9 protein-coding genes are annotated in these 15,052 nt (G+C 64.7%); 6 read left to right on the top strand and 3 right to left on the bottom strand.

Annotation, left to right across the window (positions count from 1 at the left end):
* Positions 1–35: 35 nt before the first annotated feature.
* The 3 genes from recD to recC are packed head-to-tail and all read right to left on the bottom strand — an operon-like array spanning position 36 to position 9,185.
* Positions 36–2,024 (bottom strand): exodeoxyribonuclease V subunit alpha, encoded by a 1,989-nt coding sequence (gene recD, locus B0E51_RS08310; protein WP_077444434.1) that lies wholly within the window; start codon positions 2,022–2,024, stop codon positions 36–38.
* On the bottom strand, positions 2,014–5,694 hold the full coding sequence (recB, locus tag B0E51_RS08305) for an exodeoxyribonuclease V subunit beta (RefSeq protein WP_077444433.1): 3,681 nt from the start codon (positions 5,692–5,694) through the stop codon (positions 2,014–2,016). The genes recD and recB overlap by 11 nt, the downstream gene beginning before the upstream one ends.
* Positions 5,691–9,185: an exodeoxyribonuclease V subunit gamma gene (gene recC / locus B0E51_RS08300; RefSeq protein WP_254424468.1), complete on the bottom strand. Its 3,495-nt coding sequence runs from the start codon at positions 9,183–9,185 to the stop codon at positions 5,691–5,693. The genes recB and recC overlap by 4 nt, the downstream gene beginning before the upstream one ends.
* A gap of 213 nt (positions 9,186–9,398) precedes the next feature.
* Here recC and B0E51_RS08295 point away from each other — a divergent pair, with 213 nt between their 5' ends.
* The 6 genes from B0E51_RS08295 to B0E51_RS08270 all read left to right on the top strand — a co-directional run bounded on the left by B0E51_RS08295 (position 9,399) and on the right by B0E51_RS08270 (position 14,988).
* Positions 9,399–9,818, top strand: a complete 420-nt coding sequence (locus B0E51_RS08295; protein ID WP_077444432.1) for a YciI family protein — start codon at positions 9,399–9,401, stop codon at positions 9,816–9,818.
* A 46-nt stretch (positions 9,819–9,864) separates the two neighbouring features.
* The gene (locus B0E51_RS08290; protein WP_077444431.1) at positions 9,865–10,278 is read left to right on the top strand and encodes a VOC family protein; all 414 of its coding nucleotides are present in this window, start codon (positions 9,865–9,867) and stop codon (positions 10,276–10,278) included.
* A gap of 72 nt (positions 10,279–10,350) precedes the next feature.
* Positions 10,351–10,878 carry an SRPBCC family protein gene (locus tag B0E51_RS08285; protein ID WP_077444430.1) on the top strand — a complete coding sequence of 176 codons (528 nt, stop codon included), beginning with the start codon at positions 10,351–10,353 and terminating at the stop codon, positions 10,876–10,878.
* Between the two features lie 44 nt (positions 10,879–10,922).
* Positions 10,923–12,188, top strand: coding sequence for an RNA polymerase sigma factor (locus tag B0E51_RS08280; RefSeq protein ID WP_077444429.1), 1,266 nt, complete (start codon positions 10,923–10,925; stop codon positions 12,186–12,188).
* A gap of 168 nt (positions 12,189–12,356) precedes the next feature.
* Entirely contained in the window at positions 12,357–12,716 is a 360-nt protein-coding gene (locus B0E51_RS19480; protein WP_077444428.1) for a hypothetical protein, read from the top strand.
* Between the two features lie 385 nt (positions 12,717–13,101).
* A complete protein-coding gene (locus B0E51_RS08270) occupies positions 13,102–14,988 on the top strand; it encodes a tetratricopeptide repeat-containing diguanylate cyclase (RefSeq protein WP_143525851.1) in 1,887 nt (628 codons plus the stop codon).
* The last annotated feature ends 64 nt before the right edge of the window (positions 14,989–15,052 follow it).

Genomic DNA, 15,052 nt, shown 5'->3' with positions numbered 1-15,052 from the left:
CAGGAGGCCGGTGGCGCGCGCTTTCATGGAACATCTCAATCGGTGGATAGCCGTTCGGCCAACCCCGAGTAACGGCGGGTGCGCTGGCGGGTGGCGAGATCGACGATGGCTTCGCTGCCGATCAGGCTGAACCAGCGCCGGGCGCGGGTGATGCCGGTGTAGAGCAGTTCGCGGGTCAGCACGTTGCTGGTTTCGGTAGGCAGTACCAGCGCGGTGTGCTCGAACTCCGAACCCTGCGATTTGTGTACGGTCATCGCGTAGACGGTGGCGACTTCGCCGAGGCGTGCGGGCACGACATGGCGAATGCGCGTGCTGCTGGTCGAGTCAGCCGTGGCGCTGGCGAGAAACGCCACCGACAGACGCAAGTGGCCACGCTCGTCCGGCTTGCGCAGGCAAATGCCGACATCGCCATTGGCCAGACCGAGGCTGTAGTCGTTGCGGGTGAGCATGATGGGGCGCCCCTCGTACCAACCGTGGCTGCTCTCGATCAGTCCCTGCGCATGCAGCGCATCGGCGATCAGCTCGTTGAGCCCTTCCACGCCGTGTGGCCCCTGGCGCAATGCGCACAACAACTGGAAGCGGTTGAACGCCTGCAGCACGTCGCGTGCCCAGTGGTCATGCGCGGCGGCATCGATGGCGGAAGCAGGGCGTTCGCGTCGCAGCAGTTCCAGATAGTGGCGATAGCCGACGGCTCGCTCGTGATGGATCGTGCTGCCGTCATTGACCGAAAGATGCGCGTCGCCACCATCGATGGCCAGCTCGGCCAGTTGCTTGTGTTGGCTGATGGGCAGCCAGGCGAGGTCGGTTGACGGCGCGGCCAGCAGCGCATGCACGCGGTCAGTGTCGCCGGCGTTCACGGCGCGCGCGAGTTGGCCAATGCCGCTGCTGTCGCCGAAGCGATGGCTGTGCCGCAGCATCGCCAATTGCTGATCCAGCGGCTGCGCGTCATCGCAGACGAAGGCACGAATGTCGGAGCCGGTGGTTTCGTGCAGCCAGTCGGCCGTGGCCGCGCTGTAATGGCCTGCCTCGGCGCGGCGGCACAGGTCGCCGAGTACGGCACCGGCTTCCACCGAGGAGAGTTGATCCTTGTCGCCGAGCAGGATCAGCCGCGCCGTTGGGGGCAGCGCGGCGAGTACGGCGGACATCATTTCCAGGTCGATCATCGAGGCCTCGTCGACCACCAGCAGATCCAGATGCAGCGGATTGCCGCGGTCGTGGCGGAAACGACGGGTATCCGGCCGCGCGCCGAGCAGGCGATGCAGGGTGACGACCTCGGCGGGAATCGCGGCGCGGGTCGCGTCGTCCACGTCGAGCTGGGCGATCTGCGCGGCAATCGATGCGTTCAGGCGCGCCGCGGCCTTGCCGGTGGGGGCGGCCAGCCGGATCCGCAAGGGACGTGCATGCTGGCGCAGTTGCAGTGTCTGCAGCAGGCCAAGCAGGCGCACCACGGTGGTGGTCTTGCCGGTGCCGGGGCCGCCGGTGATCACCGTGAATGTGCCACGTGCCGCCAGCGCGCAGGCGATCTTCGGCCAGTCAGGTGTTTTGTCGGCGTGCGCGGGAAACAGTCGTGTGAGTTCGTCGGCGAGTTGTTCGGGCATGGCTTGCGGTTGGGCCAGGCGTGCGCGGATCGCGGCGGCCACCTGACGTTCGTGATTCCAGTAGCGGCGCAGATACAGTCGCGTGCCGTCGAGTACCAGCGGTGCGCTAGCCGGATAGCCGCTGTGGCCATCGGCGACCAGCGGCGAGCGAGACAGTGCTGCCGGGTTTTCGGTGGTCGCGCGCAACAACGGTCGCCAGCCGGGCGGCCAGTCCTGTTCGTCGGCGAGTGCCGACAATGCCTCAAGGTCGAGGCAGAGGTGGCCATCGGCGAGTTGACGACTGAGCAGGGCGCCCAGCCACAGCAAGCCCGGTGCGGCATCGCGATCGCGTTCGGCGAGGAAGCGCGCCAGCGCGATATCCAGCGGTCGCAGTCGCAGCGTCGCGACGGCCTGATCGAGCAGTTCGAACAAGGCATCATGCGACATCAGGCGACCCTCCCTGGGCGAACAACCGGTCCATCGCGTCGATCAGCGCGTACGGCAAGCGCTCGCTGTGCACGCCGTGACCGTCGCCATCGACTCCGCGCAGGTAGAGATAGAGCACGCCGCCGATGTGCTGTTCATAGCGGTAATCCGGAAGGCGCGCGCGCAGTTGCCGGTGCAGCGCCAGCGTGTAGATCGCGTATTGCAGTTCGTAGCGGCTGTGCAGTACCGAGTCGCGCATCGCCTCAGTGCTGTAGTCGGAGGCTTCGGCACCGAGCCAGTTGGATTTGTAGTCGACGATGAAGTAGCGGCCGTCGTGCTCGGCGATCAGGTCGATGAAACCCTTGAGCATGCCGTTGAGACGATCGGGCAACAGCGCCGGCCGCGGGCGTGCTTCCAGCGTGTGCGCCGTTATCAGCCGATCCAGCGCGAGCGTGTCCACGCGATGCGCCTCGAACCAGAACTCCAGCTCGGCACGATAGGCGTTCGCATCGGTCAGTGCGGCCAACGCCATGTGACCGCCGTCAGGCAAGCGCAGTGGCGTGCCCAGGAAGGCTGGCAGCCATGCCGCCAGCGGATTGATCCATGCTTGCCAGCCGCGGCGCTGGCAGCGTCGGGCGATCAGGCTTTCCAGTTCGGGCGTTGCGTGAGTGCAGTTGGCGAAGCCTTCATCGGCTACCCATTCCAGCAGACCATGCAGGAAGGTGCCGGGCTCGGCGCCACGCGGGAAGTTGTGGATGCTCAGGCTGAGGTCGAGGCCGGTCGGCGTGGAATGGTCCGGTCGTTCGACGCTGGCTTCAGCCAGCACGTCTTGCTGCGCGGTTTCCGGCGCATGCGGGCGTGTGCTGGATTCAGCCTCGGCGACTTTCAGTGCGCTGTAGCTGGCGATCCACCACGGCTCGATCGGTTCGCCGTGGTAATCGCGCGCCGGTCGGGCGGGAAGGATCGTGATAGTGGGCCGGTAACGTCGGGTGTCGGCATCGGTTGGCAGCGATTCGATATGGATGTCTGGATGGCCGTACTGCAACAGATCGAGTCGTTCGGAAAATGCCGATTCTTCGATCGGCTCGCCACCGGACAGCACATAACCGAATGCGGACTTGTGCAATCCCGAGGCCTTCTTCTGGCCGTCCTTGAGATTGGCGACGCCCAGCCAGCAGGCATGCTGGGCGCGGGTCAGCGCGACGTATAGCAGGCGCAGATCCTCCTGCAGGCGTTCGCGATCGGCCTGCTCCAAGGCCGCGTGGGAAGGCCGCAGATCCAGCGCCGGTTGGGTGTCATCGTCATGCCAGACAAAGCTGTCGTCCTGCTTCAGCTCGCGCAGGCCGCACACGAAGGGCAGCAGCACCAGCGGATATTCCAATCCCTTCGACTTGTGGATGGTCACCACCTTGATCAGGGCAGACTCGCTTTCCAATCGCACGATCTTCTCGTCGGCGGTGTCGGCCTGGTGGTCATCGGTCAGGTCGATCTGTGCGGCGAGGTGACGGATCAGGGCGTGTTCGCCGTCCAGCGTCGTGGCTGCCTGCTGCAACAGTTCGGCCAGATGCAGCAGGTTGGTCAGCGCCCGCTCGCCATCGGCACGGGTCAGCAACTGCGCCGGCAGGTCGAACAGGTGCAGCAGGTCGTGCAGCATGGCCAGCACGCCATGACGCAGCCAGCCATCGTGCAGTTGACGGAAGCGGTCGCCGCAATGCTCCCAGTACGATTCGTCCAGGTTGAGCCGGTCGAGCTCGGCATAGTCCCGGCTCAGCGTCGGCGTGGCCAGCGCGGCGCGCATCGCGCGATCGGAGCCGGGTTCGGCGCAGGCGTGCAGCCACAGCAGCAGGTCGCGTGCCTCGGGCGAGGCATAGACCGAGTCGCGATCGGACAGGTAGACGCTGGCCAGCCCGCGTGACTGCAGCGCATTGCGCATCTCGCTGGCCTCGCTGCCGGTACGCACCAGGATCGCAATGTCACCGGGCACCAGCGCGGTGAACAGGCCATCCGCGGTCACGAAACCGCAGTCGCCGTGGCCGGCTGCGTCGAGCCATTGCACCAGGGTCGCCGCGGCATGTTCGGCCATCATCTTGCGATAGGCACTCTTGCTGATCGGGGTGGCGTCCGGTGTCACCGCCAGCCGCAGCGCAGGCATGGATTGGCCATGCAGCTGCAGGTGTTCCTTGCGGCCTTTCGCGTGCACCGGCAGGAATGGCAGTCCCTGATTACCCTTGCCGAACAGGAAGGCGCCTTGCGGATGCTGCTCGGCAAACCCGAACACACGATTGACTGCATCCACCATCGACTGGGTGGAACGGTAATTGGTGTCGAGTGTCCAGGTCGGCTGGACGGCGCTGCCACGCGCACGCAGATAGGTGTGGATGTCGGCACCACGGAAGCCGTAGATCGCCTGCTTGGGATCGCCGATCAGCAGCAGGCCGGTCTCGCTCCGCTCGCCGTAGATGCGCTGGAAGATGCGCCACTGCAGCGGGTCGGTGTCCTGGAATTCGTCGATCAGCGCGACCGGATACTGGCTGGCGATAGTCTGCGCCAGCTGGGCACCACGGCGGCCGTGCAGGGCCTGGTCGAGGCGTTTGAGCATGTCGTCGAAACCGAGCTGGGCCAGGCGCTGCTTGGTGGCCTCCAGCTGGCCGGCGATCCACGGCACGGCATGGGCGAGAATCAGCGGCTTGAGTGTCTCGCTGGCATGCTGCGCATCGAGCAGCCGATCAATTGCCGTGAATGCAGGATGCTCCGGCGTGATCCCGTTCTTGTTGGTCGCGGTGGTGAGCTTGCGCTGTGCATAGCGTTGCAGGATCTTTTCGTCGCACGCGGTGCCGCTGGCTGCCCACTGACGCAGCGCCATCATGTCATCGGGAAAGTGTGCCGGCTTGTAGGTGGCACCGCTGAGCGCCTTCGCCTGTATCGCAGTGTCGAGCAACGCTGCGATCGCATCGGCATCGGCGAGCCACAGCGCGCGGGCATGTTGCCGAGCCTCGCGCAAGGGTGTCAGCGTGGCTGCGATTGTCGCCTGAAGATCCGTGATGACCGGCAGCGTATGGCCATCCAATCGCAGGTTTTCCAGTGGCTGGCGCAGCAGGGAGCGCACATCCTGCTGCAACTTGCGCGGGTTCGCCCACAGCCGCGTGATCAGTTCGGCATCATTGCGATCGAGCGTGAAGAATTGCCGGCGCCAGTAGTCGCGTACGGCCTCAGCCAGCAACTCGCTTTCGTCGCTGGTGGCGTTCTGCACGAACGCATGCCCGCTGTCGAACGCATGCTGGCTGAGCATGCGCTGGCACCAGCCATGGATGGTGTGCACGGCGGCCTCATCCATCCATTGCGCGGCCAGCTCCAGTTGGCGCGCGGCGCGGGCGCGAGCATTCAAGTCGGGATAGGCTGCGACCAGGGCAGCAAGAAAATCGTCGGCGGGGCCATGACCGCGGAACGCCGCTGCCGCCTTGTCCAGGCGGGTACGGATGCGCTCGCGTAATTCGGCGGTGGCGGCCTTGGTGAAGGTCATCACCAATACCTGCGGCGGCAGCAGCGGGGTGGCGTTCTCGCCGTGGCCGAGCACCAGGCGAAGGTACAGCGCGGCGATCGTCCAGGTCTTGCCGGTACCGGCGCTGGCTTCGATCAATCGGGTGCCGTGCAAGGGCAATTGCAACGGGTCGAGCGGGGCGGGGCGATTCATGCCGCGCCCTCCCTCGGCAATACAGCGTCGATCAGCGCCTGATACAGCGGCAGCCAGTGCTCGAAACCGCCTGCATGCATCGCCGAAAAATCCGGCCACGCGCGGGTGAGACAGGGATCTTCCATGCGCTCGCCCGGCACCGGAGAGAAGGCGCTGCCTTCGTAGCAGAGGGCTCCCGCAGCAGCGGCGTTCTTGTCGGAGCTGGCGGCCTGCAGCCACGCATACGCAGTCTTGCGGGCAATCGGCAATGGCGACTGCATGCCGGCACGCAGGGCGGCCAGCAACTGGTCGAGCAGCTGGACAGCGACCTCACGTGTCAGTGCGCGCAGCGTGGGTTGTACATCGGCGCTGATCACCTGGGTCTGCATCGCCAGCCCGCAGGCGTTCGCCAGCAGATGGATGATCCATGCCGGTAGCAATTTTTCGTGGCGCAGGGTTCCATCCCTGGCCAGCAGCGTGCCGCTGAGCAGTTCGAGTCGCCGCAGATGGCCGGCACCGTCGTGGCGCAGGTCGATCAACCAGTCTTCGACCAGCAAGCCATCGCTGGTGTAGCGCAGCTCGTGCGTGTCGTCCGTCAACGGCCAGTGCAGGCAGGCATCGCGCCAGGTGAGCGCGAGCGCATGCGCCTGTTCGGCGATCTCCGCCTGCAGTGCGGCACCGAAACCGCCGGGCGGCAGCAGGCCTTCGTCATGCAGGCGCTGGGTGGCGTGGGTGATGGCGTTGTCCGGGTCAGTGATGACGGCCGGGTCGATTGCCGCGTGCAGCACCGCGCGGGTCGCGCCGTAACGCTCCAGGCCATCGAGCGCGAACGGTTCGTCATCGAGTACGTCGTCGGTCGCCTCGGTGAAATACACCTTCAGCCGCTGGTTGAAGAAGTACGCCACCGGCTTGCGCAGGAAGCGCTGCAACTGCTCGAGGCTCAGTGCGCTGTCGGGTTGCCACGGAGTGAGCGCCGACGAATTTGCTGATTCAGGTGCGACGCGATGCGCTTGCTGCCACTCGTGGGCGTAGGTGAACAGGCGTGCATCATCGTCGGCACCGAAATAGCGGCGGCTAAACGGTTGCAGCGGGTGCTCGGTGGTGAGTGCAGCCAGCAGTTGCACGCCGGCCTCATGGTCATCGGATGGCGTGCCATCGCGACACCAGCCGGTGGCCAGATAGTCACGCAACTGGCCGACCAGTACCGACGGTGGCAGCGTGCTGTTGTCGCGCGCGCTGCGGCCGACCCAGCTGATGTACAACGCATCGCGGGCGGATAGCAGGGCTTCGAGGAACAGGTAACGGTCGTCCTCGCGGCGCGAGCGGTCGCCGGGGCGGCTGTGACCGGTCTGTGTCATCAGGTCGAAATCGAGCGGCGTCTGCCGGCGTGGGTAATCGCCATCGTTCATGCCGAGCAGGCAAACCACACGGAACGGAATGGCGCGCATCGGCATCAGCGTACCGAAGCTCACGGCGCCGCCCATGAAGCGTTGCGACAGTCGGCTTTCGTCGATTGCCTGCAGCCAGTGCTCACGCACGATGGTGAGCGGAACCGAGCTGGCGAAGCCGGCTTCGGCACAGGCCTCGTGCCATGCGTCAAGCGCATCGTGCAGTCGGCTCAGTTGCACGCTGTCGTCGTCATCGCCGCTGTCGAAGAAGTCGTCCAGCAGTGCGCGCAGGTGTTCGCACCACGCCGCTGGCGTGGCCGTCGTGCGCAGCAGCTGCCAGTAGTGCTCCAGCCGATCCAGCAGCAGGCTCAGCGGGCCCAGCAGGGCCGCATCGAGACCGCCGACTTCGGCGTAGGGCGCAATCCCGTCCAGCGATTCGCCGTCGCCCACCGCATAGCCGAGCAGCATCCGGCGCAGGCCGAAGCGCCAGCTGTTCTGTTCCAGCGCCGGCAGCTCGAGACTCTCCTTCTGTGCCGCGTCCAGACCCCAGCGGATGCCGACATCCTCGATCCAGCGGCGCAGCGTGGGTAGCCCGCCTTCGTCGAGGTTGAAACGTGCGCGCAGTGCGGGGACATCGAGCAGGTCGAGCATGTCGCTGACCGTGAAGCGCGATTCGGGCAGCGCCAGCAGATGCTCAAGCGCCACCAGGAGCGGCACGTTGGCACGTGACGACTGGTCGGCCACGCTGTACGGCAGGCGACGCGGGTCGTCGGCGGGCAGCCGGCCGAACACCGCCTGCACATGCGGCGCATAGGTCTGGATATCCGGCACCATCACGATCACGTCGCGTGGCGCCAGCGGTATGCCATCACGCGCGGCCTGCTCGAACATCGCCAGCAACTGGTCGTGCAGCACTTCCACCTCGCGCTGCGGATTGTGCGTGACGTGGAAGCGCAGCGAAGCGTCGGTATCGCGCCATGGCCGGCGCTGGACCGGCAGCGGCTGCAGGTCGAGGATGGCCTGTTGTACCTGATGCAGCAGGCTGTCCTCGCCGACATCGTGGAACAGGTCGATGCTGCGGCCGATCGCGGCGAATTGATGGCGATAGTCGTCGGCCTGATCGAAGGTATCGAGCAGGCGGATGTAGTCGCGCCCCTGCTTGCCCCAGGCGGCAAGCAGCGGGTTGGCGTGCAGGTGCAGATCCTCGTAGCGCGGCGTGGGCGGCAGGCCGGGCTTGCCCACTTGCCGCTGCCGGCTGGCCTTGAGCAGCTCGCGGTCCTCGATGATGTCGGCCCAGTAATGCCGGCACGGATTGGCGACCACCAGCAGCACCTGCGAGTAGCGCGCCAGCGCGGTGAGCGCTTCCAGCGTTTGCTGTGGCAGCGACGATATGCCGAACACCACGATGCGTCGCGGCAGGGTGGATGGTCGTTCGCTCAACGCCGCTGCGCGTGCGAGAAACGCGCGATGCACGCCGGCGCGGTGCTGGTCGCGCCGGGCAGCACCGACATCATCCAGCAACAGGCGCCACAGCCGTGGCTGCCAGCGCTGCTCATCGCTGACCGGCGCGCGGCTGCCGCGCAATTCATCGTGCAGCACATCGTGGCCATGCTCCCAATCGTCCAGCCAGTCGGCGCGATAGACCTGGTATTGATCGAACAGGTCGGCCACGCGCAGGGCCAGCTGATGGCGCTTGCGCCAGTCAGGATCGTCGCCGAGGAAATCACGCAGCGGCGCAAAATCCTCCTCGTGCAGATGTTGCGGAATCAGCCGAAGAAGTCGCCAGGCCAGTCGCGACTTGTCGAACGGCGAGGTCGCTGCCACTGCGTCCCGGCCCAATACGGCGCGATACGCCGCCCACAAGAAACGTCCCGGTAGCTGCACCTCGATCGCGGCACTGATGCCCAGCCCGCCGGCTTCGGCCGGGCGTGCAAACGCCAGTTTCAGCCACTGTGCGATGCCGTTGCTCTGCACCAGCATCAGCTCGTTTTCCAGTGGCTTGAGTGGCGCGCGGGCCAGCCAGGCGGTGAGCAGGTCGCGCAGATCCTCCAGCCGGTTGCCGTGGAGCACCATCAGGCCGGGTTCGATCGGGGCCGCCACGGGCGATGGCTGGGGCGCGCTCACGGCTGGCGGTACTCGTATTCACTCATCCGGCGATTGTCTCCGAGTGCGGGGGGATTGTCGCGTTGAGTGTGCAGGGTCATCGTCTCGGCGTTTGCGATGGATAGATGCGCCGATCATGTCGATTTGGCCATGTCCCGTTCGTCGGATGGATAGAGCAGGGATTTCGGGTAATCCGGTCCAGACTCCCATCCAGAACTTCAAGGAGACACGACGATGCGATTCATGGTGATAGTGAAAGCGGACAAGGACTCGGAAGCCGGGGTGATGCCGAGCGAGCAACTGCTGACCGAGATGGGCAGGTACAACGAGGAACTGGTGAAGGCCGGCATCATGCTGGCGGGAGAAGGCCTGCAACCCAGCTCGAAGGGCGTGCGGGTGAAGTTCTCCGGTCATCAGCGCACGGTGATCGACGGGCCGTTTGCCGAGGCCAAGGAGCTGGTTGCCGGTTTCTGGCTGTGGCAGGTGAAGTCGAAGGACGAGGCGATCGAATGGCTGAAGCGTGCGCCATTCGACGGCGGCACCGAGATCGAGCTGCGCCAGGTGTTCGAGGCGGAGGATTTCGGCGCCGAGTTGACGCCCGAACTGCGTGAGCAGGAAGAGCGGCTGCGGGCGCAGGTCGCTGCCAAATCTTGAGCCGGATCCCGATTCGGCCTCGACGGAAAACCGACGGAGCATTCCCATGCAACTGACCAACTACCTCATCTTCGATGGCAAGGCCGAAGCGGCATTCAAGTTCTACGAGCAATGCCTGCGCGGCAAGATCACCAGGATGATGCGCTTTGGCGAAGCGCCTGACTGCGAGAACATGCCGGCGGCAACCCGCGACTGGCTCATCCACGTGCGGCTGGAAATCGGCGGCCAGGTGTTGCTGGCTTCCGACTGCCCACCCGATCGTCCCTACGACGGCATCAAGGGTTGCTCGGTGTCGATCCAGATTCACGACCAGGCGGAAGGGGAGCGCATCTTCAACGCGCTGAAGGAAAACGGCACAGTGCAGATGCCGTACGAGAAGACCTTCTGGGCCGAGCGCTTCGGCATGTTGGTCGATCAGTTCGGCGTGCCGTGGATGATCAATTGCGAGAAGGAGCCGTAGCAGCTGCTTCAGGCTTCCACCCCCGGCGGTCGTTGGCACCGCCGCACTTCAACGCCCCAATCGGAGCGATTCATGTTCAAGATCATCCTCATCGTAGTTGTCGTCCTGATCGTCGCAGTGCTTGCCTTCGCAGCGACGCGGCCTGGCTCATTCAGGCTGGAGCGCGCGGCGACGATCAAGGCCCCGCCCGAGAAGATCCTCGCATTCATCAATGACTTCAGGCGGTGGATCGTCTGGTCGCCGTGGGAGGAGCTCGATCCGGCGCTCAAGCGCAGCTACAGCGGTTCGGCAAGCGGTCCGGGTGCCGTCTACGCGTGGCAGGGCAACAGCAAGGTCGGCCAGGGCCGCATGGAGATCCTGGCGGCGTCGCCATCTGCGACAACGATCAAGCTGGATTTCATCAAGCCGTTCGAAGCCCACAACATTGCCGATTTCACGCTGGTACCGCAGGGTGATTCGACTACGGTCACCTGGGCGATGCATGGCCCGAATGCTTATCTGGCGAAGCTCATGCACCTGTTCTTCGACATGGACAAGCTGGTCGGTGGCGACTTCGAACGCGGGCTTGCCAACCTGAAGGCGGCGGCCGAGGAAAACTGATCCGCTCTTGCGTCAACGGGAGGTAGATGGTGTGATCGGTCGCCATGACCGCGACCGACACCCACCGCGCCATCGACGCCGTCTGGCGGATCGAATCGGCCCGACTCATTGCCGGCCTGACCCGCATGCTGCGTGACGTGGGTCTGGCCGAGGAGCTGGCACAGGATGCGCTGGTCATCGCGCTGGAGCAGTGGCCGACGTCGGGTGTACCGGACAATCCCGGCGCATGGCTGATGACCACGGCGAAACACCGCGCCATCGACCGCTTGCGCCGCAGCAAGCTGCTTGAGCGCAAGCATGTGGAATTGATGCACGAGCTTGAGGCCGTGCAGGAGCATGCCGTGTCGGAGGTTGAAGCGGCTCTCGATGATCCCATCGGCGATGATCTGCTGCGGCTGATGTTCATCGCATGTCACCCGGTGCTGTCCGTCGAGGCACGGGTCGCGTTGACCCTGCGCCTGCTCGGCGGCCTGACCACCGAGGAGATCGCGCGGGCGTTCCTTGTGCCTGAACCGACGATTGCGCAGCGCATCGTGCGTGCCAAGCGCAGCCTGGCCAAGGCTGAGGTGCCGTTCGAGGTACCGCGGGCCGAGGATCTCGCGGCGCGACTGTCGTCGGTGCTCGGGGTGATCTATCTGGTCTTCAACGAAGGCTATGCGGCCACTGCCGGCGATGACTGGATGCGGCCGGCGCTGTGCGAGGAAGCCTTGCGGCTGGGGCGCGTGCTGGTCGGTTTGATGCCGCGCGAGCCCGAGGTGCATGGTCTGCTCGCGCTGATGGAAATCCAGGCTTCGCGCGCGCGCGCGCGCGTCGGTGCGGCCGGCGAACCGATCCTGCTGCTCGAGCAGAACCGTGCACGCTGGGACCAGTTGCTGATCCGCCGCGGCCTGATCGCGCTCGATCACGTGGAAAAGCTGGGTGGGACCGATGGCCCGTATGCACTGCAGGCCGCGATCGCCGCCTGCCATGCGCGAGCACTCACTGCCGAAGAGACCGACTGGCCGCGCATCGCGGCTCTGTACGCCATGCTCGCGCGGGTCATGCCGTCACCGGTCGTCGAGTTGAATCGCGCGGTAGCCGTGAGCATGGCATCCGGACCGCTCGCCGGCCTCGAACTTGTCGATGCGCTGACCGACGAACCGGCACTGGCGAACTACCATCTGTTGCCGACCGTGCGCGGCGATTTGCTGGTCAAGCTGGATCGTGTCGCCGAAGCCCGTCCGGAATTCGAGCGGGCGGCTTCACTCACGCAGAATGCGCGGGAGCGTGAACTTCTGCTCAAGCGCGCCAAGGCATGCACAGGTGGCTGAGGCTCCACTGCGTGGCGAGGATGGCAGTGCGGGTTTCGCCCGGTTTGTTCAAACTGAGATGTGCAGGATGGTGGCAGTCACCTGGCTATCCGGTCTCAATCGAAAGCGGAAGCCGGATACACTGACGATGGTCTGGCACAACACGAAAACCCACGGACACAATTGATCATGAAACGATACCTGGCCTGCATTGCTGTCGTTGGGCTCCTTTCCGCATGCACGGACGCACAAAGCCTGCGTGATTCAGCCCCGTCCGGTTACTACGTCGCGGACAGAAGCGTGGATGAGGTTGTCGCCTGTGTTTCTGGAAGCTGGTCGAAAAGGTCGGCTCACATGGCCGTCGTACCCATGTTCGGGGGAACCAGCATCCAGCTCAGGGATGGTGCGGACGGCCCGATGGTCGCGCTGGTGGATATCGTCGCGACTGGCCCAACCACGACCGCAAAGTATCATTCGAATGCAGGACAGGACGTCTGGTTTTCCGAGCAGGTCATGGACTGCATGCACGCGACTTCCTCCATCCAATAGACGTCGGTAAACGGAGCTTGCTGCATCCTGCATCAGTCCTCTGTCTGTCCGGCTCACCGTTCCCGTTCCGGGAAAGTGGCATATCGAACCCGATGCCGTGCGGGCAGCCGACGGCATGTACCCACCCGCGATCGGCATCACCCAGCCTGCGTCATCGCCTTGCGCCGGCCGATGCCTGAGCCGCCTCGTTAAACATGCGGCCAAAGTTCTTGCGCCAGGATTGACCAGAACAGCTCCCTCGAGGCACTGGACAAGCGAGTTCCTGTGACATGCAGTGCCTAGGCGGTGGGATGCCATACCCTGGACCGGATAGCTAGAGGTTTGACTGTGCGGTGTGTCACTGTATGCGGCAAGTTGCCGGTGACCTTGGGGGAGGGCTCTGAACTTGTTCCGTTGCGGGGTATTGCTGCTGTTACTCGGGGCCTCCCTGACGCTGGCCAGTGTCACTGCTTTTGCCGAGTTGGCACCCTCGGCGGCAGCCTTTGACCGGCTCGCTGATCAGCTGGACAGCAACGAGCTGGTTCCTGCCGACATGGCGGAGACGAACCGGCTGCTGGCCCAACTCCATGCCTTGCTGCCTGCTGGCGACGCGCGACGTGATCGTGTCTATCGTGCGCTTTATTGTGAGATGGCCTTCTCCAGCAACGATCGTGCGGGGCTTGCCTACGCCTCGTCTGCGCTTGCCGATGCCACGCATGCCGGCGATATCCATGCGCAGATCGATTTCCACTTTTGCCGTGGCCAATATCAGGCGCTGACCACGACCAGCGATGATGCCCTGGTCGATTACAACGCGGGCCTGGCGTTGGCACGACAGGTCAACGATGTGGAACGCATCGGTGATGGACTCACCCTGCGCGGTACGGTGGAGTCACTGCAAGGCGATCAGGCACGGGCGCTGGTGGACTTCCTGGAGGCCAATCGCAGCTATGCCAATGCTGGAAAGAACATTCTCGCGGAAGGCAACCTGCTTGACATCGCCAGTGCGTATCGGCGCCTGGGTGAATACGACAAGGCACGCACTTATCTCGAACAGTCCAGGGCTTGGGCGGAACAACGGCACGACAACGGCAGCCTGATCCAGGTTCACCTGGAACTGGGTTATCTGGATGACGAAGGGGGCAAGTCCGGCACGGCAATTCTGGAGCTGAAACAGGCACTGACCCTGGCCAGGCAGATGTCGGAACGGCAAAGCGCGGCGACGGCCCTGCTCGGGCTGGCCGAGGTCTACAACGGCCAACGCCAGTACCAGCCGGCCATCGATGCGCTGACGCAAGCGGGGGTGGCTTTTGCCTCGGTGTCGGATCAGTCGTCGACAGCCATGTTGCATCTGCAGTACGGTATTGCGCATGCAGGGATGGGGCAGCACAAGCTGGCGCTGACCGACTACGCCGCAGCCGAAGCCGGCATGGCCGCGGACAAGAACATCCGTTATCTGGCGCAGCTCTATGCTGCCCGTGCCAGGAGCGACTATGCGCTGGGTCTGTTGCAGGCCACCGTCGAGGATCTTCAGCGCACGATCAACGCCAATGCCGAACTCGATCTGATGGCCCGTCGGCAGGAAACGATCCTGCTGAGCTATCAGTTCGATACCGCGCGGCGTGATCTGGAGAATCGCCGCCTGGCTGCCGATGCGGCGCTGGGCAAGGAGCAGATCGACTCGCTGGAACAAGTACGTCGCTGGCAACGCCTGGCACTGTTGCTGGGCGGTGTGCTGACGCTGCTGCTGGCGTGGCTCGCGTTGCGGCAGATCCAGCACCTGCGTCACTACAAGCGCATGGCGATGACCGATGTCCTCACTGGCGTGGCCAATCGTCGTGGCATCGAAAGGGTGCTGGCACAGGAAGTACAGCGCGCCCATGAGGACGGCCATGAACTGAGCCTGTTGCATCTCGATGTCGACGATTTCAAGCAGATCAACGACAGCCATGGTCATCAACTGGGCGACTGGGCATTGCTGCGTATCGTTGCCGCCTGCAAGGAGGCGCTGCGGCAGTTCGACCAGCTGGGGCGCTGGGGTGGCGACGAATTCTATGTCGTGCTGCCGAATACCGGTGCGGAGGCCAGTGTGCTGGTGGCGGAACGGTTGCGCAGCAATGTCGAGGCACTCGACCTGGAGGACATCTGCCCACAATTGCGCGTATCCGTGAGCGTGGGCATCTCGCGCATCCGGCCCGGTGAAACGAGTGCCGACGCGATGATCCGACGCGCAGATGTGGCGCTCTACCGTGCCAAACACGGTGGCAACAACCGCGTGGAGTCGGAGCCGTAGTAAGACAGTGAGCCGGGCGCACGTTCCTGCGAGCGAGTGCTTCGGGTCTTTGGTAGACAGGCAG

Origin of the sequence: Rhodanobacter sp. C05 (assembly GCF_002001165.1) — a bacterium.
Lineage (GTDB): Bacteria > Pseudomonadota > Gammaproteobacteria > Xanthomonadales > Rhodanobacteraceae > Rhodanobacter.
Note: the sequence above shows the minus strand (reverse complement) of the source record. Positions and strands in the feature narration are given on the sequence as shown.

What these genes read in the sequence shown, in the direction of transcription:
- recD (WP_077444434.1), bottom strand. Translation starts at nt 2,024, where the DNA reads ATGTCGCATGATGCCTTGTTCGAACTGCTCGATCAGGCCGTCGCGACG.
- recB (WP_077444433.1), bottom strand. Translation starts at nt 5,694, where the DNA reads ATGAATCGCCCCGCCCCGCTCGACCCGTTGCAATTGCCCTTGCACGGC.
- B0E51_RS08295 (WP_077444432.1), top strand. Translation starts at nt 9,399, where the DNA reads ATGCGATTCATGGTGATAGTGAAAGCGGACAAGGACTCGGAAGCCGGG.
- B0E51_RS08290 (WP_077444431.1), top strand. Translation starts at nt 9,865, where the DNA reads ATGCAACTGACCAACTACCTCATCTTCGATGGCAAGGCCGAAGCGGCA.
- B0E51_RS08285 (WP_077444430.1), top strand. Translation starts at nt 10,351, where the DNA reads ATGTTCAAGATCATCCTCATCGTAGTTGTCGTCCTGATCGTCGCAGTG.
- B0E51_RS08280 (WP_077444429.1), top strand. Translation starts at nt 10,923, where the DNA reads ATGACCGCGACCGACACCCACCGCGCCATCGACGCCGTCTGGCGGATC.
- B0E51_RS19480 (WP_077444428.1), top strand. Translation starts at nt 12,357, where the DNA reads ATGAAACGATACCTGGCCTGCATTGCTGTCGTTGGGCTCCTTTCCGCA.